Source organism: Billgrantia saliphila, assembly GCF_002930105.1.
Taxonomy (GTDB): Bacteria; Pseudomonadota; Gammaproteobacteria; order Pseudomonadales; family Halomonadaceae; genus Halomonas; species Halomonas saliphila.
Genome location: NZ_PJRN01000003.1, coordinates 82,869 through 105,877 on the forward strand (window position 1 = coordinate 82,869; position 23,009 = coordinate 105,877).

Annotated in this window: 14 protein-coding genes; 5 read left to right on the top strand and 9 right to left on the bottom strand. The window is 63.2% G+C overall.

Annotated features, from left to right (window positions below):
* The first annotated feature begins 232 nt into the window (after positions 1-232).
* On the top strand, positions 233-1,354 hold the full coding sequence (locus CYJ07_RS04115; RefSeq protein ID WP_104202422.1) for an efflux RND transporter periplasmic adaptor subunit: 1,122 nt from the start codon (positions 233-235) through the stop codon (positions 1,352-1,354).
* Positions 1,354-4,470, top strand: coding sequence for an efflux RND transporter permease subunit (locus CYJ07_RS04120; protein WP_104202423.1), 3,117 nt, complete (start codon positions 1,354-1,356; stop codon positions 4,468-4,470). Before CYJ07_RS04115 ends, CYJ07_RS04120 begins: the two co-directional genes overlap by 1 nt.
* Position 4,471: 1 nt before the next feature.
* Here CYJ07_RS04120 and CYJ07_RS04125 read toward each other — a convergent pair whose 3' ends face one another.
* Genes CYJ07_RS04125 through CYJ07_RS04145 form a run of 5 tightly spaced genes read right to left on the bottom strand, consistent with a single transcriptional unit; the run spans position 4,472 to position 11,999 of the window.
* Complete coding sequence (locus CYJ07_RS04125; RefSeq protein ID WP_104202424.1) at positions 4,472-4,855, bottom strand: sensory rhodopsin transducer; 384 nt, start codon at positions 4,853-4,855, stop codon at positions 4,472-4,474.
* Between the two features lie 32 nt (positions 4,856-4,887).
* On the bottom strand, positions 4,888-5,925 hold the full coding sequence (locus CYJ07_RS04130; protein ID WP_104202425.1) for an SDR family oxidoreductase: 1,038 nt from the start codon (positions 5,923-5,925) through the stop codon (positions 4,888-4,890).
* A gap of 39 nt (positions 5,926-5,964) precedes the next feature.
* Positions 5,965-9,060, bottom strand: coding sequence for an FAD-binding and (Fe-S)-binding domain-containing protein (locus tag CYJ07_RS04135; protein ID WP_104202426.1), 3,096 nt, complete (start codon positions 9,058-9,060; stop codon positions 5,965-5,967).
* Between the two features lie 10 nt (positions 9,061-9,070).
* Positions 9,071-10,177, bottom strand: a complete 1,107-nt coding sequence (locus CYJ07_RS04140) for an enolase C-terminal domain-like protein (RefSeq protein WP_104202427.1) — start codon at positions 10,175-10,177, stop codon at positions 9,071-9,073.
* Positions 10,178-10,202: 25 nt separating this feature from the next.
* Complete coding sequence (locus CYJ07_RS04145; protein ID WP_104202428.1) at positions 10,203-11,999, bottom strand: thiamine pyrophosphate-requiring protein; 1,797 nt, start codon at positions 11,997-11,999, stop codon at positions 10,203-10,205.
* A gap of 406 nt (positions 12,000-12,405) precedes the next feature.
* Here CYJ07_RS04145 and CYJ07_RS04150 point away from each other — a divergent pair, with 406 nt between their 5' ends.
* Positions 12,406-14,232 carry a glycoside hydrolase family 15 protein gene (locus CYJ07_RS04150; RefSeq protein WP_231489531.1) on the top strand — a complete coding sequence of 609 codons (1,827 nt, stop codon included), beginning with the start codon at positions 12,406-12,408 and terminating at the stop codon, positions 14,230-14,232.
* A 407-nt stretch (positions 14,233-14,639) separates the two neighbouring features.
* Here CYJ07_RS04150 and CYJ07_RS04155 read toward each other — a convergent pair whose 3' ends face one another.
* The 3 genes from CYJ07_RS04155 to CYJ07_RS04165 all read right to left on the bottom strand — a co-directional run bounded on the left by CYJ07_RS04155 (position 14,640) and on the right by CYJ07_RS04165 (position 19,029).
* Complete coding sequence (locus CYJ07_RS04155) at positions 14,640-15,065, bottom strand: DUF3617 domain-containing protein (RefSeq protein ID WP_104202429.1); 426 nt, start codon at positions 15,063-15,065, stop codon at positions 14,640-14,642.
* 126 nt (positions 15,066-15,191) lie between these two features.
* Positions 15,192-16,946, bottom strand: coding sequence for a putative bifunctional diguanylate cyclase/phosphodiesterase (locus tag CYJ07_RS04160; RefSeq protein WP_231489532.1), 1,755 nt, complete (start codon positions 16,944-16,946; stop codon positions 15,192-15,194).
* 1,102 nt (positions 16,947-18,048) lie between these two features.
* Positions 18,049-19,029 (bottom strand): LysR family transcriptional regulator, encoded by a 981-nt coding sequence (locus CYJ07_RS04165; protein WP_104202431.1) that lies wholly within the window; start codon positions 19,027-19,029, stop codon positions 18,049-18,051.
* A gap of 172 nt (positions 19,030-19,201) precedes the next feature.
* Here CYJ07_RS04165 and aptA point away from each other — a divergent pair, with 172 nt between their 5' ends.
* Together aptA and CYJ07_RS04175 are read left to right on the top strand one after the other, a co-directional pair.
* A complete protein-coding gene (aptA, locus tag CYJ07_RS04170) occupies positions 19,202-20,545 on the top strand; it encodes an omega-aminotransferase AptA (protein ID WP_104202432.1) in 1,344 nt (447 codons plus the stop codon).
* A 275-nt stretch (positions 20,546-20,820) separates the two neighbouring features.
* On the top strand, positions 20,821-21,699 hold the full coding sequence (locus tag CYJ07_RS04175; RefSeq protein ID WP_104202433.1) for an alpha/beta fold hydrolase: 879 nt from the start codon (positions 20,821-20,823) through the stop codon (positions 21,697-21,699).
* 283 nt (positions 21,700-21,982) lie between these two features.
* Here CYJ07_RS04175 and CYJ07_RS04180 read toward each other — a convergent pair whose 3' ends face one another.
* Positions 21,983-22,885, bottom strand: a complete 903-nt coding sequence (locus CYJ07_RS04180; RefSeq protein ID WP_104202434.1) for an AraC family transcriptional regulator — start codon at positions 22,883-22,885, stop codon at positions 21,983-21,985.
* Positions 22,886-23,009 lie beyond the last annotated feature (124 nt).

A 23,009-nucleotide genomic window follows, 5' to 3' on the forward strand; every position in this document is an offset into this window, starting at 1 on the left:
CTGGAACTCGAGGGCGTCGATTCTATCAGAGCCACCCCCGAGCCATGCAGCGACACCCTCCAATCGACGGGGTGAGCCTGGACTTCTATACAAAAGCTGTACGATCTGAGACTAATGTCGATCTATCTTGCGCTTTTTTTGTCACATGCGTGGCGAGAAAAATAAGTAGGCTGGTATGGGGCGCCCAGGGAGCGGTGTCCACGCAACTGCCGAATCACGATAACGAGCCCATATGACCCCATCGCGCCCCACCCCTCTCGCGCTGGCCCGCCGGCTGGCCAGGTTGCTCAGCCCACTGTGCCTGATCGCCAGCCTTGTTCTAGTACCGAGCCTGCTGACCGCCCAGGAGCGCCCCGCCGTGATCGGCGCCCGCGCCGGCGTCGAGCCCTGGTCGGATCCCCTGGAAGCGCTCGGCACGCTACGCGCCGACGAAAGCGTCACACTCTCGGCCACGGTCACCGAGCTGGTGGCCGAGCTGAACTACCAGGACGGTGAAATGGTGGAGGCGGGCCAGCTACTGATTCGCCTGGACGATGCCGAGGAGCGCGCTCAGCTTCGCGCCGCCCAGGCACTGCGCGACGAGCGGCGAGGCACAGTGGATCGCTTGAGCCAGTTGCAGAGCCGCAACATGGCGCCGCGCGCCGACGTGGAGGACAGCCAGGCGCAGCTGCGCCAGGTCGAGGCGGAGGTTCAGGCATTGGAGGCGCGGCTGACCAATTACCGGATTCGCGCGCCGTTCGCCGGCCGGGTGGGCTTTCGAAACATCAGCCTGGGGAGCTTGGTCACGCCCGGTACGGAGTTGGTCACCTTGGACAAGCTCGACGAGATGAAGCTCGATTTCAGCGTGCCGGAGTCCTTCTTGTCGATTCTCGCCCCCGGCTTGCCATTGACCGCCCGCAGTGCGGCCTTTCCCGACGAGCGCTTCGAGGGCGAGGTGGCCAGCATCGGTTCGCGGATCGATCCGGTCAGCCGCAGCGTCGCGGTGCGGGCGAAGCTGGACAATTCCGAACTGCGCCTGCGCCCCGGCATGCTGATGGAAGTGGTGCTACGTCGCAATCCGCGCCAGGCGGTGGTGGTCCCCGAGTCGGTACTGGTTCCCAGCGGCGACAAGCAGTACGTGCTGATGATCGACGAGGCGGATGACAACCGCCTGGTGCGGCGCCAGGTGAGAGTCGGCGAGCGCCGTACCGGTCAGGCCGAGATCCTCGAAGGGCTCGCAGGCGGAGAGCTTCTGGTCAGCCACGGCCTGCAGCGCGCCCAAGAAGGCGATCGGGTGCGGGTGCTGGGTATCGCCGATGACGACACCTCGGTCCGCGAAATTCTCGAGGCCAATCGTCACGAGGAAGACGTCTGATGCGGCTCTCGGATATCTCCGTCCAGCGCCCGGTGCTCGCCACCGTGCTGGCCCTGCTGATCGTCGCCTTCGGCCTGCTGGCTCTGCAGCGCCTGCCGCTGCAGGAGTATCCCTCAATCGATCCGCCGGTGGTCAGCATCGAAACCCGCTACCCCGGTGCCTCGGCCAGCGTAGTCGAGACCCGTATCACCCAGGTCCTTGAGGACCGCATCGCCGGGGTAGAAGGCATCGAACTGATCACTTCCACCAGCGAGGATGGCCAATCGCGTATCGACATCGAGTTTCGCCTCGACATGGATATCGACGCGGCGGCCAACGACGTGCGCGACCGAATCTCGGGAGCGATGCAGAACCTGCCCGACGAAGCCGACCCACCGGAAGTGCAGAAGACCGATTCTAGCGAAGAGGTCGTGTTGTGGCTGTCCCTCTCCGGTGCCGGCTACACCATTCCCGAGCTGACCGATTACGCCGAGCGCTACCTAGTGGATGGTTTCTCCGTGCAACCCGGGGTGGCGCGCGTGCGCGTGGGCGGTGGCCGCGAGTACGCCATGCGCGTGTGGCTCGACCGCAACGCCCTGGCCGCCCGCGATCTAACCGTCGGCGACGTGGAGAGCGCCCTGCGCGCCGAGAACGTCGAGCTTCCCGCGGGCGCCATCGAGTCAAGCGATCGACAGTTCGTGGTGCGCCTGCCGCGCAGTTTCGCCGAGCCAGTGGATTTCGAGCGCCTGGCCCTGGCCCGCGGCGATGACGGCTACCTGGTGCGCCTGGGCGACGTGGCGCGAGTGGAGATCGGCTCGGTGGAGGATCGCTCGATCTTCCGCGCCAACGGCGTGCCGATGGTGGGCCTGGGCATCATGAAACAGTCCACCGCCAACGTGCTCGGGGTATCGCAGGGGGTCCAGGCGGAGCTGGAGCGGGTACAGAACAGCCTGCCCGACGGCATGTCGCTGCGCCTCAACTATGACGCCTCGGTGTTCGTCTCGGGCGCTATCGAGCAGGTCGTGCTCACCCTGTTCATCGCCATGGGCCTGGTCGTGGTGGTGATCTTCATGTTCCTCGGCAACGTGCGCACCACGCTGATTCCCGCGGTTACCGTACCGATCGCCATCATCGGCTCTTTCATGGCGCTGACGCTGATGGGCTTCTCGATCAATCTGCTCACCCTGCTCGCCCTGGTGCTGGCCATCGGCCTGATCGTCGACGACGCCATCGTGGTGCTCGAGAACATCCATCGGCGCATGCACGACTACGGCGAGACGCCGCTGGTCGCGGCCTTTCGCGGCAGCCGCCAGATCGCTTTCGCCGTTATCGCCACCACCCTGGTGCTGGTCGCGGTATTCGTGCCGCTGGGCTTCCTGCAGGGCAATGTGGGTCGCCTGTTCTCCGAATTCGCCCTGACCATGGCTGCCGCGGTGGTCATCTCCAGCGTACTGGCCCTGTCGCTGACGCCGATGATGGCGTCGAAGATTCTCAAGCCTTCGATGCACGACAGCCGTATCGCCCACGGCGTGCAGTGGCTGCTGGAGTTCTCGCAGCGCCTCTACCGCACGCTGCTGGTCGGTGTACTCAAGACACGGCTGCTGGTGCTGGGAGTGTTCGTCGGGTTGACCGCCGCCACCGCATGGCTCGCCGACCGTCTGCCCAGCGAATACACCCCGCAGGAGGATCGCGGCAGCTTCATCATACTGGTCAACGGCCCGGAGGGAGCGACGTTCGACTACACCATGGACTACATGGATGAAATCGAGACGCGCCTCGCCTCCTTTATCGACAGCGGCGAGCTGCAGCGGGTCGTGGTCCGGGCGCCTCGTGGATTCGGCAATATCGAGAATTTCAACAATGGCTTCGTGATCGTCAGCATGGCCGATTGGGGGGAGCGGCGCGACGCATGGTCGATCATGAACGACGTGCGGAGCAAACTCGCCGACCTGCCCGGTGTGCAGGCCTTCCCGGTGATGCGCCAAGGGTTCGGCCAGCGCATCAGCAAGCCGGTGGAGTTCGTGCTTGGCGGCGGCACCTATGAAGAGCTCGCCGAGTGGCGCGATCTGTTGATGGCGCATATTCGCGAGGACAATCCGCGCCTGATCGGTCTGGACAGCAACTACAAGGAAACCCAGCCCCAGCTGCGCGTCGAGATCGATTATACGCGGGCCGCCGACCTGGGCGTCACCGTGACCGAGATCGGACGGACCCTCGAGGTCATGCTGGGCGGGCGCAACGTGACCCGCTATCTCGACAATGGCCAGGAGTACGACGTGATCGTCGAGGGCGATCGCGCCAACCAGTCAAGTCCGCGCGCCCTGGACAACATCCAGGTGCGCTCGGCGCGTACCGGGGAGCTGATTCCGTTGGCCAGCCTGGTGAGCTTCTCCGACGAGGCCGGCGCCAGCACGCTCAATCGCTTCAATCGTCTGCGCGCCATCACCATCGAGGCCAACCTGGCCAACGGCTACGCGCTGGGCGATGCGCTGGAGTACCTTGAAGCGGCAGCCGACGAGGTCCTGCCGGGCCAGGCCCAGACCGACGTCAGCGGCGCTTCGCGCGACTACGATCGCGCCAGCGGTGCCACCCTCACCCTGTTGATACTGGGCGGCCTAGTGGTCTTCCTGGTACTGGCGGCACAGTTCGAGAGCTTCATCCATCCCTTCGTGATCATGCTCACCGTGCCCCTGGCCATGAGCGGTGCCATGCTGGGGCTCTACGTCACCGGCCAGTCGCTCAATATCTACAGTCAGGTGGGCCTGGTGATGCTGATCGGGCTGGCCTCGAAAAACGGCATCCTGATCGTGGAATTCGCAAACCAGCTTCGCGACGAGGGCATCGCCTTTCGCGACGCCCTGCTGGAAGCCTCCGTGACGAGGCTGCGGCCGATCCTGATGACGGCGGTCACCACCATGGCCGGTTCCGTCCCGCTGATCGTCTCGACCGGCGCCGGCGCCGAGTCACGCATGGTGATCGGCACCGTGATTCTTGCCGGTGTCGCGGCCGCCACCTTCTTCACCCTGTTCGTGGTGCCGGTGGCCTACGACCTGCTGGCACGCCACACCGGCTCGCCCGGCGACGTACGCCGGCGCCTCGAGGCGGAAATGGCCGAGCCGCCGGGTGCCGGGCATTGAGTCAGCTCTCGACGGGAAAGGCCATGGTGCTCAGCAGCGCCAGCTCGCTCTGCCGGGAATCGAGGCGCGTATGCTGCACGACGATCGGCACGTCGGATTCGATGAGACTGGCGTAATCGGTGTCGCGCGGTACCGGTTCGGGATCCTCCAGCTCGTTGAAGCGCAGGTGACGGGTACGCCGAGGAGGCACACGGACCTCATAGGGCCCCACCGGCTCGCGGTCGCTGAAGAATAGCGTGATCCTAACCCGCGCCTCGCTCGACGAGGCGTTGAGCAGACAAGCCGTTTCGTGGCTGGTCATCTGCGGCGCGGGGCCATGACTCTCGCTCGGGATGTACCCCTCGGCGATGGCCCAGCGGTTACGTCCGACACTCGTCTCGTCCATGATGCTCTCCTCGTGAGATTACGGTACTCGACTCACGACCTGCGCTGGTCCGCCACGAGATGCCGAGTTCGCTGCGAGTGCCGGGCGGCGCACCAGGCCATCCCGGCCAACAGCAGCGACCCGGCGATCAGCCCAACCTGATCGCGATGCGTCGTCAGCCAGAACTGTCCGCTATGACGCTTCGACTCGCGCCCAAAGCGGCCGCGGGCCCCCATGTCGCCCTTGATCGGTTGCCACAGGTTGTCGGGGCGCTCGGGGTCTTCCTTCTCTGCGGTCTGCTGTCCGTCGACGGCAGAGCGCGCCAGCCACCGATCCATGAGCGCGGGAAGTAGCCGGTTGCCCCAGATCGTGACCGCGGTCGACGAGCCGACATGGAGTTCGCGCCGACGCTGATGTGCGGCCCAGTAGACGGCTCTTGCCCCCACCTCGGGCTGAAACACGGGTGCCATGGGACGGGCGCGCCGGGGCATACGATTGCGACACCAGTCGAACTGGGGCGTATTGAGCGCCGGCATCTCGACCTGGGTGACATGTACGGCGCTGCCCTCGTGCATCAGTTCACAGCGCAGCGCCTCGGTCATTCCCTTGATGGCGTGCTTGGCGCCACAGTAGGCGCTTTGCAGCGGTATCGAGCGATGGGCCAGGGCCGAGCCGACCTGCACGATGGTGCCGCGGTTGCGCGGGCGCATGCGCTTGAGCGCTGCCATCGTGCCATGCACGTAGCCCAGGTAGGTGACCTCGGTCACGCGGCGAAACTCGTCCGGACTCATCTCGTGCAAAGGTGAGAATACGGTGGTCATGACACCGTTGACCCAGATGTCGATGGGGCCGAGTTCGGCCTCGATGCGCTCGGCGGCACGTTCGACCTGGGTCGCATCGGCCACGTCGACACTCATCGTCACGGCGCGTGCGCCGAGGGCCTCGATCTCGCTCTTCACCGCCTCCAGCCGGCCCGGACTGCGCGAGATCAGCCCCAATGCGGCCCCATGGCGGGCGAATTCTCGTGCGATGGCACGCCCCAGCCCGGCGCCCGCGCCGGTGACGACGACCACTTCCTGACGGTCTTGCATATGCACCTCCTTTGCCTTGCCTGCTTCGGCATTCGTTGCCTATCGTCTGGCTCGGCGCTGCCAACCCCAAGCCGCCAAGCCGCCCACGGCCATGGCGCCGGCCATGGCGGCGACGCGCCGATTGGCCCGACGCTGCGCCTGGACGCGCCGCCATTCGAGCGCCCTTTCCGGCGGCGCATCGGTGGGAATGCCGCGGCCCTCCTCGAGGGCCAGGCGTAGCACCTCGGCGATATGCAGCGCGCGCCTCGGCGTGGCGTCGGCGATCTGCCGGCGGCAACTGAAGCCATTGGTGACGATCAGCGTCTGCGGTTCGGCCTCTCGAACGCGCGGCAGCAGGATCCGCTCACCGATGGCCATCGACACGTCGTACTTGTCACGTTCATAGCCGAAGGAACCGGACATTCCGCAGCAGCCCGAATCCAGCAGTTCGTAATCCAGTCCCATCTCCTCGAGCAGCGCCCTCTCGGCCTCCAGATGAAGCACGGACTTGTGATGGCAATGTCCGTGAACCAGCGCCTTGCGGGCGAAGCGCGGCGGCCGATAATCTTCGGCGCGCTGCATCAGAAATTCGCTGAGCATAAGGCTGTTGTCGCTCAGACGCCGCGCCCGGGCATCGTCCGGAAAGAGATTGATCAGTTCGTCGCGAAAGACCGTGATGCATGACGGCTCGAGCCCGATGATGGGCGTACCGGCCGCCAAGGTGTCGTCCAGGGCGGTCATGACACGTTCCAGGTAAGACTTGGCGTGCCCGAGCATGCCGAAGTCGTACAGCGGCCGCCCGCAGCACAGCCCTACCGGAGGCAGGGTGACGCGATAGCCCGCCGCCTCGAGCACCTCGGTGGCGGCCTGGGCCGTCTCGGGATAGAAGTGGTTGCTGAACGTGTCGGCCCAGAGCATGACGGCCGGCGCGTGAGCATTGACTTCCCTACGCTTGGCGAACCAGTCGCGAAACGTCTCGGGTGCGTAGCGTGGCGCCGGGCGCTGCGGGGGCATGGAGACCAGGCGCTTGGTCACCGCGCTCACCCATGGCGCGCCGCTGGCGAAGTTGACCAGGGCCGGCACCTTCGACGCCAGCCGTGACCAGCGGTCGATGAAGCCGAAGGCATAGTGGAACGGCGGACGCCGATGCCCACCGGGGCCGTAGTAGTGCGACAGAAATTCGGCCTTGTAGGTCGCCATGTCGACGTTCACCGGACAGTCGTTGACGCACCCCTTGCAGGCCAGGCACAGGTCTAGCGATTCACGCACCTCGTCGGACTGCCAGCCGTCGGTGATCAGGTCGCCGTTCATCATCTCGAACAGCAGCCGGGCCCGCCCTCGTGTCGAATGCTTCTCCTCGCGAGTCGCCATGTAGCTGGGGCACATGGTGCCGTTGTCGCTGCGGCACTTGCCGACGCCGACACAGCGGAACGCGACCTTGGCGAAGCTGCGCTCGTCTTCGGGAAACGTGAAGGTCGTCTCTACCTGTCGCGGCGTGTAGTCGATCATGCGCAGGTTTTCATCCAGGCGGTAGGGATCGATGACCTTGCCGGGATTCATCCTCCATTGCGGATCCCAGATGCGCTTGAACTCGCGAAACGCCTCGGTCAGCTCGGGTCCGTACATGCGCTCCAACAACTCGCCGCGTGCCTGGCCATCGCCGTGCTCGCCGGACAGCGAGCCGCCATGGGAGACCACCAGATCGGCGGCCTCCTCGACAAAGCGCCGGTACTTCGCAATGCCCTCCTCCGACTGCAGGTCGAAGTCGATGCGCGAATGGATGCAACCCTGCCCGAAGTGGCCGTAGAACGCGCCGACGTAGCCGTACTTGCGATAGAGCGCCTTGAGGTCACGCACGTAGTCGCCCACCCGCCCCGGCGGCACCGCGGAGTCTTCCCAGCCGGGCCAGTGCGGTGTGCGCTCGGGCGGTGGAAACGCCGTCGCCCCCAGCCCTGCCTTGCGCACCTCCCATAGCTCAGCCGCCTGCGCCGGATCGTCGACGATCCGGTAATCCACGATGCGGCTGCCGGCACCGCGCAGCCCTTCGACCAATTCGCGCGCCTCGCGGCAGGTGGCGTCGGCGTCGGAGCCGCCGTATTCGATCAGCAAGTAGGCATCGCCGCGGGGCATCCGCTGGAGGGCCTCTTCATGCATGTACTGTCGGATTTCATGCTCGAGCAGCCGCTTGTCGATGGCCTCGAGGGCGATCGGCCGCGTCTCGATGATCAGCGGCACATGGTCGCCGGCCTCTTCGACGCTGTCGAAGCCCACCACCACGAGCGTGCGATGCGACACGTCCTCGGTCAGCTTGAGGGTGGCATTCAATACCGTCATGCAGGTGCCCTCGGTGCCGCACAGAGCGCTGGCCAGGTTGAAGCCGCGCTCCGGCAAGAGGTCGTCGAGGTTATAACCGGAGACTCGACGCGGCATGTGCTCGACCTGCGGGTAGGCCTGACGAATGCGCTCGGCATAGGCATCACGAAGCCGGCGCAGGCGCTCGAAGATCTCGCCCCGGCGGCCGCCCTCGGCGACGATCGCGTCGACCTCCTCCTCGCTGTAGCCATCCTTGAGTGTCATGCGCACACCGTCGTAGGTCAGGATATCCAGCGCCTGCACGTTGTCGCATGTGCGCGGCCCATGGCCGTGGCACTGTGCCTGGACGGAGTGCACACCGCAGGAGTTGTTGCCGATATTGCCGCCGATGGTGCACCACTCATGGGTGGAGGGGTCGGGCGGGAAGACCAGGCCATAGGGTGCCAGCGCCTGGTTGACCTTGTCGTTGATCGCCCCGGCCTCCACGGTGACTCGCTTGTTCACGGTGTCGATATCGACGACGCGGTCCAGGTACTTGGAATGATCGATCACCACCGCGTGATTGACCGTTTCCCCCGACAGGCTGGTACCGGCGCCGCGCGACAGGATCGGCACGTCATGCGCCTGACAGATGCGATGAATGGCAACGATATCCTCCACCGAGCGTGGGATCGTCACGCCGATGGGTGGCTGGCGATAGTTCGACGCATCATTGGCGTAGAGCGCCCGGCTACCGGCATCGAAACGCACTTCACCGGCGATGGCCGCGGACAGCTCCTCGGCCAGGCGATGATAGCCATCCCTGACATCGACGGAGCGGGCGACATGCAGCGATGATTCCATGTTCGGCTCCTTATGCTCTTGTCGATGCGATTCGGTAGCGCCTGGCCTCATCGGCCTTGAATTCCAGCCCCAGGCCGGGCCGGGCGAGGTCCGGCTCCATCTCGCCCGTTGCGCCCGGCGCCACGGCGCCATCGAAGAACAGCGACTCGATACGAGCATGGTCGTGGAAGTATTCCAGGTGCCTGACCGAGGGCGCGCAGCAACCGGCGTGCAGGTGCAGGGCCGGAGCGGTGTGCGTGGATAACGGCACTTGGAAGGCGTCGCATAGCACCGCCGCATCGAGAAAGCCGCTGAGACCGGCGCAACGGGTGATATCGGCCTGGAGTACGTCGACCGCCTGGGCGGCAAGCATGCGCCGGAAATAGGGCACGTCGAAGCCGTACTCGCCCGCCGCCACCTCGGCGGGCAGGCGATCGCGCAGCATTCGCAGGCCCTCGAGATCGTCCGATGAGACCGGCTCCTCGTACCAGCTTACGCCATAACGCGGGAAGACCTCGGCCATGGCCAGCGCCTGTTTGCGCGTGTAGGCGCCATTGGCATCGACGAACAGCTCGGCCTCGGCACCGATTGCCTCGCGGGCCAGGCGAATGCGCTCGCGATCGCGCCGAGCGTCGCGGCCGATCTTCATCTTCACCCGCGACATGCCCGATGCCACCCAGTCGGCGAGCTGCCGCTGGAGGCGTTCGTCAGGGTAGGAGGTGAAGCCACCGCTGCCGTAGACCGGCACCGTCTGGCGCACCGCCCCCAGCAGGCTGACCAGCGGTACGTCGAGCAGGCGCGCCTTGAGATCCCACATCGCCACATCGGTCGCGGCAATGGCCATCGACGCAAGCCCGGGGCGACCCAGGTTGCGTATGGCTCCCACCATTCCGAGCCAGGCCGCGCGCACATCGAAGGCATCATGACCCAGGATGAGAGCGGCCAGCTTGTCTTCGATCAACGTCGCGCAGGCCTGATGGGCGTAGGTATAGCCGATTCCGGTCTCTCCGCCAGCGGCCAGTTCGACCAGGATCAGCGTCGTGTCCTCCCAGGCCAGCGTGCCGTCCTCTTCGGGCGCGTCGGTGGGCACGCAATAGACGCTCACCCATAGGGCTTCGATGGGCACGTGGCGCTGCATGATGCCCTTCCTCCCGTGGTTGCATTCAATGCCTGCGGACCTTGGGCACGAACTCCCGCGCGAACTGCTTGAACGAAGCCTTGACGATACCCAGCGCATCCGGGTCGCCATGCAGCAGCGCCGACATGTAGGCCTGGGCCTGCTCGCGCTTGATGTGCGGCGGAATCGGCGGCACGTCGGGGTCGGAGACGACTTCCAGCACCACGGGACGATCGGCGCTCAGCGCCCGGTCCCAGGCACCGGCCAGCGCGTCCGGCTCGGTGACCCGGATTCCCTTCAGCCCGATCAGCTCGGCGTACTCCGCGTACGGGAAGTCAGGGATGTTCTGTGATGCCTCATATTTCGGATCACCTTCCATGACACGCATCTCCCAGGTCACCTGGTTGAGGTCCTGGTTGTTGAGCACCATGACTACGAGCCGCGGGTCGCTCCAGCGCTGCCAGTACTTGGCGACGGTGATCAGTTCCGCACTGCCGTTCATCTGCATCGCCCCGTCACCGACCAGAGCGATGGCGACACGGTCCGGATAGGCGAACTTGGCGGCGATCGCATACGGCACCCCATTACCCATGGTCGCCAAGCCCCCGGATAGCGATGCCATCATGCCACGGCGAATCTTGAGGTCACGGGCATACCAGTTGGCCGCCGACCCCGAATCGCTGGTCAGGATGCAGTTATCGGGCAGGCGGGGAGAGAGCTCCCAGAAGGCGCGCTGCGGGTTTATCGGCTCGGCCTCGGCCATGGCGCGCTCCTCGAGTACGTTCCACCATTGCGCAACGCTGCTCTCGATATGCTCACGCCAGGAGCGATCGCGCTTCTCCTCCAGCAGCGGCAACAGCGCCTGCAGCGTACCCGCGCTGTCGCCGACCAGGTTCACCTCCATCGGATAGCGGATGCTGAGCATGCGTGGGTCGATGTCGATCTGCACACCGCGGGCCTGACCCTCCTCGGGAAGGAACTCGGAGTACGGGAACCCCGAGCCGATCATCAGCAGCGTGTCGCAATTGGCCATCAGTTCCCAGCTCGCATTGGTTCCCAGCAATCCGATCGAGCCGGTCACGAAGGGCAGGTCGTCGGGCAACGCCGCACGCCCGAGCAATGCTTTGGCCACGCCGGCGCCGAGTCGCTCGGCGACCTGGATCACCTCGTCGGTCGCGCCGAGCGCCCCGGCGCCCACCAGGATCGCCACACGCTCGCCCTCGTTGAGCACGGCGGCGGCCCGACGCAACTCCTCCTCATGGGGCACCACGCGCGGACGCGCATAGCCAACCCCGGAGTGGATCGTGCCATGGGCATGCGGCGGCGTATCCACAGCCGGCTGCGTTTGCAGGTCGTTGGGCACGATGACGGCGGTTACGGTGCGTTCCGATAGGGCGATACGGATCGCACGGTCGATCAGATGACGGACCTGAGCGGGGCTGGTCGCCATATGAACGAATTCGTGAGCAACGTCCTTGAACAGCGAGATAAGGTCCACCTCCTGCTGGTACTCGCCCCCCATGGCAGCCCGGGCCTGCTGACCGACGATGGCGACGACGGGCTGGTGATCCTTCTTGGCGTCGTAGAGTCCATTGAGCAGGTGGATGGCGCCCGGTCCCGAAGTGGCAGTGCAGACCCCCACTTCGCCGGTGAACTTGGCATGGGCGCAGGCCATGAACGCCGCCATCTCCTCGTGACGCGTCTGGATGAACTCGAAGCGATCGTCCGCCCGGTTCAGGGCTCCCATGATGCCGTTGCTGCCATCGCCCGGATAGCCGTAAATGCGCTTGACGCCCCATTCCCCCAGGCGCCTGATGATAAAGTCGCCGACTTGTTCGCTCATGTTTGGCTCTCCCCTAGCATTTCAGTGCTCGGATTCGACATTCCCAAAGCACACGCTTTCCATGGAAATCACTAGAGCTATAGTCAGCTGTATTAGGATGGTCAATGTGTCCTGGCGGGACGGCTTCGCTTCGTTTACTCGCTTCACCAAGTCAGGAATTTATCGGAATAACCATGACTTAGGACGAATATGCGCTATACGTCACTTTCGAGCAGGAGATGTCCAACAGCGCACCTCGAGCGGAACCACACGTGCCCAGGAATAGAGAATGCGAAGGCTGTTTAACTGCTCCCTGCGGTGTAAAGAAAAGAGATTTTTTGTTCCTTTTTGCCATTAACGCCACGACTTGCACGATCCGGAACATCGCAGTTCGTAACGACATGGAAGCGCACAGAAGGGGGTCGAAGTGGATCACACGACACGGAAGATCGAAGACTACGGGTTCATCGGCAATATGCGCACGGCCGCCCTCATCGACCGCGATGCTTCGATGAGCTGGCTGTGCCTGCCACGGTTCGATTCGGATGCCTGCTGCGCGGCGCTGCTCGGGAATGACGACAACGGCCATTGGTGTATTCGCCCCACCGAGACGGTCCGAACCCGCTCGCGTCGCTACCGCGGCGAGACGCTCGTGCTGGAGACGCTCTTCGAGACGACACATGGCAGCGTCGCCGTGATCGATTTCATGCCGATCGCCAGCAAGAGCGACAACGAAGAGAACGTGATGCGTATCGTCGAGGGGCGAAGCGGCTGCGTGACGATGCGCTCATATGCGGCTTTTCGCTTCGGTTATGGCCGTCTGAAGCCTTGGCTGAGCCAGGATGCGAATAGCGTATCCGCTGTGGCCGGCCCGGATGGCCTGCGCCTGGAAGCTCCCATCGAAATGGAAACTCGAGGCAGCGACATCATCGCTACCTTCGAGATTCGTGCGGGCGAAAGCGTGCCATTCGTATTGACGTGGTACCCCCCCTATCGCGACGCCCCTAACCACTGGGATGCGCTACGTTCGCTCGAAGAGACCGAATGCTGGTGGAGCGAATGGAGTTCGCGCTGTCGGGTTGCCGAACGCTATCGGGAGCCGGTGGTGAGATCCTTGATCACGCTCAAGGCGCTCACCCATATCGAAACCGGCGGCATGGTGGGGGCCGCCACCACCTCCCTGCCCGAACAACCCGGCGCCGGCCTCAACTGGGATTACCGCTACACCTGGCTGCGCGACGCCACCTTTACCCTCTATGCCCTGCTCTCCTCGGGCTACCGGGATGAGGCCTGCGCTTGGAGGGAATGGCTGCTGCGCGCGGTGGCTGGCGACCCCGGCAAGCTACAGCCGCTGTACGGCCTGGCCGGTGAGCGGCGACTCTACGAGCATGAAATCGAATGGCTGGAGGGCTTCAACGGCTGTTGGCCGGTACGCATCGGTAACGATGCCTTCCGGCAAAACCAGCTCGACGTTTATGGCGAAGTGATGGATGGTCTGCACCTCGCTCGCGTCCATCATATCGAGCCCTCCCACAACATGTGGGACATCCAATGCAAAATGATCGATTTTCTCGAACAACATTGGAGCGAGAAAGGCGCCGGCCTCTGGGAGAGCCGCGAGCCCGCACGCCACTATACCCACTCCAAGGTCATGGCCTGGGTCGCGGTGGATCGGGTCATCAAGGGTGCCGAGCACTTCGGCCTCGCCGGCGACGTTCAGCGCTGGCGAGAGCTGCGTCAGCGTATCCATGACGACGTCTGCACTCACGGCTTCAATCGCAAGCGCAACAGTTTCGTCCAGTACTATGGCGCGGATGCGTTGGACGCCTCGCTGTTGCTGCTACCACAGGTCGGCTTTCTTCCCATCGAGGATCCGCGCATTCGCGGCACTATCGAAGCCATACAAGCCGAGCTGGTGCACGACGGTTTCGTCTACCGCTATTCCCACGGCGACGAGGAACGCCACCTGACGGAAGGGGAAGGCGCCTTTCTGGTCTGTAGCTTCTGGCTGGTGGATACGCTCGAGCTGCTCGGTCGGCACGACGAGGCGCGCGATCTCTTCGACAAGCTGCTCAGCGTACGCAACGATCTCGGTCTCCTCGCCGAGGAGTATCATCCCATCACGCGTTGCCAGCTGGGCAATTTTCCGCAGGCCTTTTCCCATGTAGGACTGATCAACAGTGCCCATAACCTCAGCAAGGATATGCCGGACCATAAGGGGCCGGCACAGGAGCGCAGCGACGAGGGGCGTTGAGCCAAGGCTACCCAACGAGCGACAAGGAAGTGGAGAAGCGCCATGATCGAGCTCGAAACGGCACCACCGTCAACCATTCGCCTACCGACTGCGATTGCGCCGCTGCTTTGGCAAGCCAAGCGGTACGGGGAGGCGCACTGATGGGACCCCGCGAAATCTAACACGAAGATGTCGAATTCCCGCTCTGATGCGGGAGTGCGACCGACATGGACATTCGGCGGCCACGCTGTTCCCTGACTATGAAGGCGCCGCGCGCCATGCCGAGGAGATATTCCTCATTCATGAACTGAGTGCGGCCACCCAGCAAACGCAGTGAACTCACTCGCTCGCATCACCCCGAGCCGACGAGGCCAGACGACAAGGGCCACCCCAAAGGGTGGCCCCGCTGCGAACCGGCTCGGAATTACTCAGCAGTCGCCGATGCGTTCGCCCTCGATGGTAGTCTCGAGACGCATCTTACCCATCGGCGACTCGGTATCGATATTCACGTTGCCTTCGACGTGCTCTCCCAGAAAATCCATACGACCATCGATATTGGCTTCGCCACCCTCGGCATGGCAGACCATCTGGTAATCGACCCCATCCTCCGAGACGTTGTGCTCGAGCAGTTCGCAGCCTTCCTCCACCTCGAGAAACTGGAAATCGGCGTCGTCCAGATCGCCTTGGACGATGCACTCTTGATGGCTCTCGGTCTGGTCGGGAATCGGCACATCGCCCTTGACGGACGTAGTACTGGTAAATTGCCATTGCCCCGGCACGATGTTGGGCGATTCGGCCATGGCCGTGAGCGGCAGAATCAGCACGGCGGCGGCAAGAAAGGGACGAAAAGACATGAAAAGCTCCGTTGTGTCGGTAGGCAATGGCGAGGATAACCTCATCGTGCACGCATTCGATGCGACTTCAGCTTACCGCACCCCAGCGGAGAAAAGGAGACGACCGGTGCCTGATATCTTTCGTGCTCAGGTGGTCATTGGGCTCGCGTGAGCATCAAGCACGAGTTCATCCATAGGCATCGGACGGCCGAACAGGTAGCCTTGGAACGCCCCGCAGCCGTGCTCCAACAACCATTGATGCTGCGCCTCCGTTTCCACCCCTTCCGCCGTGACACCGAGCTTGAGGCTGGCTGCCAGGGTGATCGTGGTCGACACGATGGCGGCATCCACCGGATCTTCGAGTACCCCGTCGATGAACGACTTGTCGATCTTCAATCCATGCAGGGGCAACCGCTTGAGGTAGTTCAGCGACGAGTATCCGGTACCGAAATCGTCCAGAGCGAAGCGAATGCCCAGCTTGCTCAGACGCAGCATGATGTTGCGTACCCGCTCGGGATCTTCCATCAACAGACTTTCGGTGACTTCGAGCACCAGACGACTGGGGTCGGCTCCTGTCGACTCGAGCGTATGCTGCACCCTGGCGATGAAGTCGGTCTGATGGAACTGAACCGAGCTGACATTGACCGCGATGGTCAACGCCTGTCGGTTATGATCGCCGGCCCACGTCGCCAACTGTCGGCACGCCCGCTCGAGTACCCAGTAACCGATCGGCAGGATCATTCGATTCTTCTCCGCCAAGGGAATGAATTGGCTCGGCGGGACCAGACCGCGCTGGGGATGTTCCCAGCGTATCAGCGCTTCGACCCCAGTCACCCGCGACCGCTCGTCGACCTGAATCTGGTAGTGCAGACGCAGCTCGTCGCGGACGATGGCCTGATGCAGATCGGCCTCGAGATGAACGCGTGCCATCACGTCGGCTTGCATGTCGGAGTTGAAGAACCGCATCGTATTGCCTCCGGCAGCCTTGGCCTGCTGCAAGGCAATATCGGCTTGGCGCATGGCGCCGTCGACATTAGCTTGTCCATTGGCGAAAAGGGTGATGCCGATGCTGGCGCTAACCGGCAGCGGCAGCGTGTTGTCATCGGATTGGGCGCTGGCGATCTGTACCAGCAGCTTCTCGGCCACGCGCTCGGCGGCGTGAGCCGCCCGTTCGACGTCCAGCCCCAAGTCATGAATCAACAGCACGAACTCATCGGCTCCCAGACGGGCCAGGGTGTCGCTTTCGCGCACCGTTTCCTCCAGGCTGTGGGCCACCCGTCGCAACAATCGGTCGCCGCGCTGCAATCCCTGGGTCTCGTTTATGACTTTGAAATCGTCAAGATCGATGAACAGCAGCGCCGCATAGCGCTCACTGCGTCGAGTGCCCCGCACGACCATTTCGAGCCGGTCGAACAGCAGGCGGCGGTTGGGTAACCCCGTCAAGGGATCATAGAAAGTGAGCCGGTACTTGCTCTCCTGGATGTCGCGGAATTCGCTGATATCGGTAGAAATGCCGCAGAGCGCCTGGATTACTCCATTGGCATCACGCAGCGGCAGCTTGACCGTCAGGAAAGGGCCAAGACGGTCGTCGGCCCCCAGGAAGCGTTCCTCTTCAGCTACGACCTTCTCGCCCTGCTCGAGTACGCGCCGGTCGTCGACGTGCAGTTCCGCCGCAACGCTCGCATCGAAGAGCTCGGCATCGGTGCTGCCGAGAATGACCTCGGCAGGTCGATCCAGTACTTCGGTAACGCGTCGATTGACATACTGATAGCGATAATCGGCCGATTTGATGTAGATGCAGGCGTCCACATTGTCGAGGATGGTCGCCAGTTCATCCTTGGCGGCCCGCTGATAGGCCGCCTCACGCTTGAATCGGCGCCGATGGCGACGTGCCCATGCCACGACAAGCACGAGTACTATCGCAAGTGCTGACAAGCCCCAGCCGAAGGCAGGCGTTGGCGGAATGCCGCTCGGGGAGGCGGAAGTGATCGATGGCAGACCAGCCAGTATCCCTGCGTACGCAAACCGACAAGCCCTCCACAGCCAGTCAGAAATGGACATCCCGTCACCTGTTCGAATGGTACGTCACTTTATAGCAGATAATGCTAAATTAACCGCAGGACTAGCGTCGAGCTTCTTGGCGCGCCCATGCAACCAATGATTACCTGCTCCATCGGCTACCACTCTGCCTTCCCATGGCACCCGACGTTCCATCATCTCTCTTGCCATGGCGAAGCGAAAGCAAAAAATTGCGCCAAGGTTGGCGGCTTTTCATGGGTTTCCTTTCCCAAATGTCAGCACGGGAGGGATAGCATTCCCTGCCTTGTCATGCCGTTCGGGTGGATGACTTTCGACGAACTGGCCCATCGAGTCCGGCCGCATCGTCGCGACTTTCGATGCCTTCGGTCATAAAGGCGCGAGGCCACTGCTCGTACTCATACAAAAAAAGCCCGGCCTTGCGGCCGGGCTGCATCTTCGCTTCCTTGCTTAACCTCCTCGAGCCTCCTGCTCGAGCCTCCCTGGGCATGAGTCGTCCTGACTCGGTCTTCCCTGATGAGCTTCCGTTGCCCATGGAGGTAGAATGACAGCCTTGGGGCAGACTGTACGTAACATGGGATAAGCCGCTTTGTACGATATTTGCTACATCGAACGTAGGAGATGCCACTTCGGGGATTTACTTCAGCAATGCCATAAAAACGCAAGACCGTCGAGCCAGACCCGCTCGTACGCGAAAGCGTAATGCCTGTCCGTATAGCAGAGCCAAGGCTCTGCTATACACTCTATGAGGCGCCCAAAAGAAAACCCGGCCTTGCGGCCGGGCAAAATCTTCGCTTCCCTACATTCACCTCGAACGTCCTTTGCTCGAGCATCCCTGGAGCTGAGTCGTCCTGACTCGATCATCCCTGATAAGCCTCCATGCTCATGGGGCCACTCTGACAGCTTAAGGCTGAAGCGCCTTTAACCTGGGATAAGCGGCTTTGTAGGAAATCGGCTACAAAGAACGTCAGCCATTGGCTACGAACAAGCAATCTTTAGAAGAGGCCGATTGCGTTTCTGCGCCATCAGCGACTTTCACTCTGAGATCCAGCTCCTCGAGATAGCTCTCCAGCACCAGGTTGGGCGGAGCCCCCTTACGCGTGATGGCGCTGTAGTGGGTGAGGTAGTGCCAACGTTCGGGGTTCAGGGCACGCATGCGACCACTGCTCACCCAGCGCTCGGCGTAGTGGGTCGGTAGGTAGCCGATGTAGCGATTGGATAGGATGAGAAAGGCGATTCCCTCCCGATCCGTCGCCGAGGCGGCGGCCCGGAGGGGCTCGTGGAGCGCCTTGATTTCGGGGGTCTGGGCGTACGCTGGGACCACGGCGTCGCAGTTCGCCAAGTGTCGCTCGCCCACCTCCTCGGTATCGTACAGGGGATGGCCGGAGGCGCAATAGAGCTGCGAGGTCTCCGCGTATAGCGGGAGGTAATCGAGCCCGGGCAGGCTCTTCAATGCCGGGATCACGCCGGTATGCAGGCGTCCATCCAGCACGGCCAACTCGATGTCGCTGGGTGGGATCATGCGGATATTGATGCGCACCTCCGGGCCGCGCTCCTTCAACGCGCTGAGGGCGTTGGTGATATGCATCTCGGGCATGGTCACCAGGTTGTCGGTGATGCCGATATTGAGCTCGCCCTTGAGCCAGGCATGCAGTCCGTTGACCCGGGTGCGAAACCCCTCCACCGCAGCCAGCAGTTGCATGGTGGCCTCGTAGACTTCCGCCCCTTCATCGGTCAGGGAGAAACCGCTGCGCCCGCGCTGGCACAACCGCAGACCGAGTCGCGTCTCGAGATCGTTCATCGCCATGCTGATGGCGGCGCGGCTGATGTTCAGTTCCACCTCGGCGGCGGAGAAACCACCGCATTCGACCACCTTTCGGTAGATCTTCAGCAGGCGCAGATCGGCATCGCTGGGCTGGGCCGACAGGGCCTCCTTGCGGCGTGACATGGGCGTTTCCTTCCGTCATGACGTTCGGCTTCGAGGGTATCGCTGCCAGAGAAGAAAGTTAAGCAATGGGTTGCGTGAGATTAAAAACTTCTGGATTTAACTTATCGTCACCCCGATCTAGCCTGTCTTCATATAGTCACCAATAACAGCAATGCCATCAGAGGGCGCTGCCATGACAGTTCAACAACCCCCAGGGGCTGCCGGCCTGAGCCAGGAACAGCTGGATGCCTACTGGATGCCCTATACAGGCAACCGCCAGTTCAAGCGCGACCCGCGCATCATCGTAAGCGCCGAAGGCAGTTACTTCACCGACGCCGACGGTCGCCGCATCTTCGATGCCCTCTCCGGCCTGTGGACCTGCGGCGCCGGTCACTGTCGCCCCGAGATCGCCGGAGCCGTGAATCAGCAGCTGCAGCAGCTGGACTACGCCCCGGCGTTCCAGTATGGCCACCCCAAGGCCTTCGAACTGGCGCATCGCATGCGCGGGCTGACCCCGCAAGGGCTCGACTACGTGTTCTTCACCGGCTCCGGCTCCGAGAGCGCCGACACCGCGCTGAAGATCGCGCGCGCCTATTGGCGCAAGAAGGGCAAGCCGACCAAGACCAAGCTGATCGGTCGTGCCAAGGGCTATCATGGCGTCAACTTCGGTGGCTTCAGCCTGGGCGGCATCGCCGCCAATCGCACCATCTTCGGCCAGGGCGTCGATGCCGACCACCTGCCCCATACCCTGCTCGCCGAGAACGCCTTCTCCAAGGGCATGCCCGAGCGCGGCGCCGAACGCGCCGAGGAGCTACTGGAGCTGATCGCCCTGCACGACGCTTCCAACATCGCTGCGGTGATCGTCGAGCCCCTGGCCGGTTCGGCCGGGGTGATCCCACCGCCCAAGGGCTACCTGCAGCGCCTGCGCGAAATCTGCGATGCGCACGACATTCTGCTGATCTTCGACGAAGTCATCACCGGCTTCGGCCGCATGGGCGCGATGACCGGTGCCGAGGAATTCGGCGTGGTACCGGACATCATGAACGTGGCCAAGCAGTTGACCAACGGCGCGGTACCCATGGGCGCGGTGATCGTGCAAAACGCGATTTACCAGACCTTCATGGAACAGGGCGGCCCCGACTACATGCTCGAGCTGCCCCACGGCTACACCTACTCTGGCCATCCGGTGGCCTGCGCCGCGGCGCTCGCGGCCCTGGATGTGCTCGAGAACGATCGCCTGATCGAGCGCGTGCGGGAGATGAGCCCGGTCTTCGAGGAGTCGCTTCATGGCCTCAAGGGAACTCGCTACATCACCGATATCCGCAACTACGGTCTCGCCGGCGCCCTGCAGATCGAACCCTACCCCGGCGAGCCTGCCCGGCGCCCTTTCGAGATCGCCATGAAGTGCTGGGAGAAAGGCTTCTACGTACGCTACGGCGGCGACACCATTCAGCTCGGCCTGCCCTTCATCGTCGAGCGCGACGAGATCGACCGCCTGATCAACGTTCTTGGCGACGCGCTAGACGAACTCGACTGAGCATGCGGTTTGGCAACGTCGCCCATGCCAAGCCGAAGACAAAGGCACCGCAAAGAAAGCTCACCTAAGGGCACATAGAATAACTTTGCGATTGCCGCCTTGGTGCCATGCTGGTTGACAGGATAATGACGTTTGCGACAAGGAGGTTGCATGCGATTCCCGCCAACGCGTCCCGATGCACTCCATCCCGCCCACCCCTATCCTGCCTTCCTCCAAGGCATCGTCTTCGCGGCTTTGCCTTGGAATGGCGCGGACAGGTCCCAGGAGGATGAAGAGTGAAATCGGACTGGAACGACACTCGTCATGACGTGAATGGGTTGGCCCTGCATTGGGTCGAGGCTGGCCCGCCAAAAGGGCCCTTGCTCATTCTGCTGCATGGGTTTCCCGAGTTCTGGTGGGGCTGGCATCATCACATAACCCCGCTGGCGGAGCAGGGCTTTCACGTGATTGCCCTCGACATGCGAGGCTACAACCTCAGCGACGCGCCACAGGAAATCGACGCCTATCGGCTCGATGCCCTGGTCGCTGATGTGGTGGCGTTGGCCGACCATCACGGTGCAGAGAGTTTCCAACTGGTGGGGCATGACTGGGGCGGCGTGGTGGCCTGGAGTGTGGCAGCCAGACATCCGCAGCGTCTGACACGTCTCGTCGTCATGGCGGCGCCGCACCCTGGCCAGTGGACCCGTGAGGTCTTCAAACACCCCACCCAACTGGTGCGCAGCAGTTATGTCGCCCTGTTCCAGCTTCCCTGGCTGCCCGAAGCCTTGCTTCAGGGTTTCGGTTTCGCCAGCCTGCGCACCACCCTGATTGGCAGCGCCAACCCGAGCACGTTCTCGTCGGACGACCTGGCTCGCTATGCCGAAGCCTGGTCGCAGCCTGGCGCTCTCACCGGCATGCTCAATTACTACCGCGCGCTACGTGAGCGTACTTCGTTCGACCACGCGGCGAGAATCGAGCCGCGTACACTCATATTATGGGGCGAGAAGGATCGCTTCCTCGAAGCCCATCTGGCCCGCGCCGCACTCGAACTCTGCGACGATGCCCGGCTGGAGATCGTGCCTGGCACGACACACTGGCTGCATCATGAGGCACCGGAGCGAATCGGTACTCTGCTGGCCGGTTTCCTGAAGGCTGACAAGATGTCCCGGGCGTGAGTCGTCTGAGGAGCCGGAAGCGGACAAAAGAAAGCCCGGCCTTGCGGCCGGGCAAAATCTTCGCTTCCCTTCCTTCTGCCTCGAGCGTCCTGGTTGCTCGAGCATCCTTGGGGCTTGAGTCGTCCTGACTCGGTCTTCCCTGATGAGCCTCCCTGGCTCATGTGTGTAGCTTGGCAGCTATAGCGGCATCTGTACCTAACCTGTGATAAGTGGACGCGTAAGAGATCGCCGACACGTGGTGTCATCCAGCACGCCCCCTTGCCGGAGCGGCTCCGCTCGATGTTCACGAGGCGTCCAGCGCCCGCTCCTCCCGTCGGTGCCGAAGCGGCGAAATTCCGAAGTAGCGTTTGTAGTCCCGGCTGAACTGGGACACGCTGCGATAACCAACGCGAATCGCCACCTGATTGACGTTGCACGCCTCCTGGCTGAGCAACTGCTGGGCCTTGATCAGGCGTAATCGCTTCACGTACTGCAGCGGCGAAGCCTGAGCGATTTGCCTGAAGTGCTGATGAAAAGTCGAGGGGCTCATGCTGGCCTGACGGGCCATCGATTCCACCGATATCTCTTCAGCGAAGTCGGCGTGCAGCCGGGAGAGCACCCGGACGATACGCGAATAGTTACCCTGATGACGCACCAGGGCGCGCAGCGCCGGCCCCTGCTCCCCCTTCAACGCCTCGAAGACGACGTCCCTGACTCGGCTCTCGCCCATGATCGACGTCTCGGCAGAATCGTGCAGGGTTCGCAGCAGTCGGACCACCGCCCCGTGCATGCCCTCAGTCATCGTCACCGAAGCCATGGGCACCGGATCCGGGCCGCTCTCCACCGGCCCCGCCTCTTCCATTGCCGCCACCATCTCGCCGAGCAGCGCCGGATCGAGGCGCACGGCCAATCCCAGCATGGGCGCGTTGCAAGTGGCAAACGTCTCGCACTCGAAGGGCAGCGGTAGCGTCTGGACCAGGTAATGGCCCGGCCCGTATTGGATCTCGCGATCGCCGAGATAACCGATCTTGTTGCCCTGGGCGATAACAAACAGGCCCGGCTCGTAGATCAGCGGCGTACGCGGCCGCGGGCGATGCATGGCCATCAACGACACGCCGGCTAGCGAAGTCGCGGTGAAGCCCTCCCGCTCGGCCAGCGGGGCAAGCAGGCCAACCAGCTCGTCGACCGGGGTCGGTGGTATCGCCATGACAGCACCCTCTATCTCTCTTGCCAGACATTATGACGGCTTTTTTCGTCTCAGGAGGAAGAAGAGCGCAGCCTTCCGGAGAAACGAGCAAAAATGCCGGAGGAACCTGCAACACCGCCCGCGT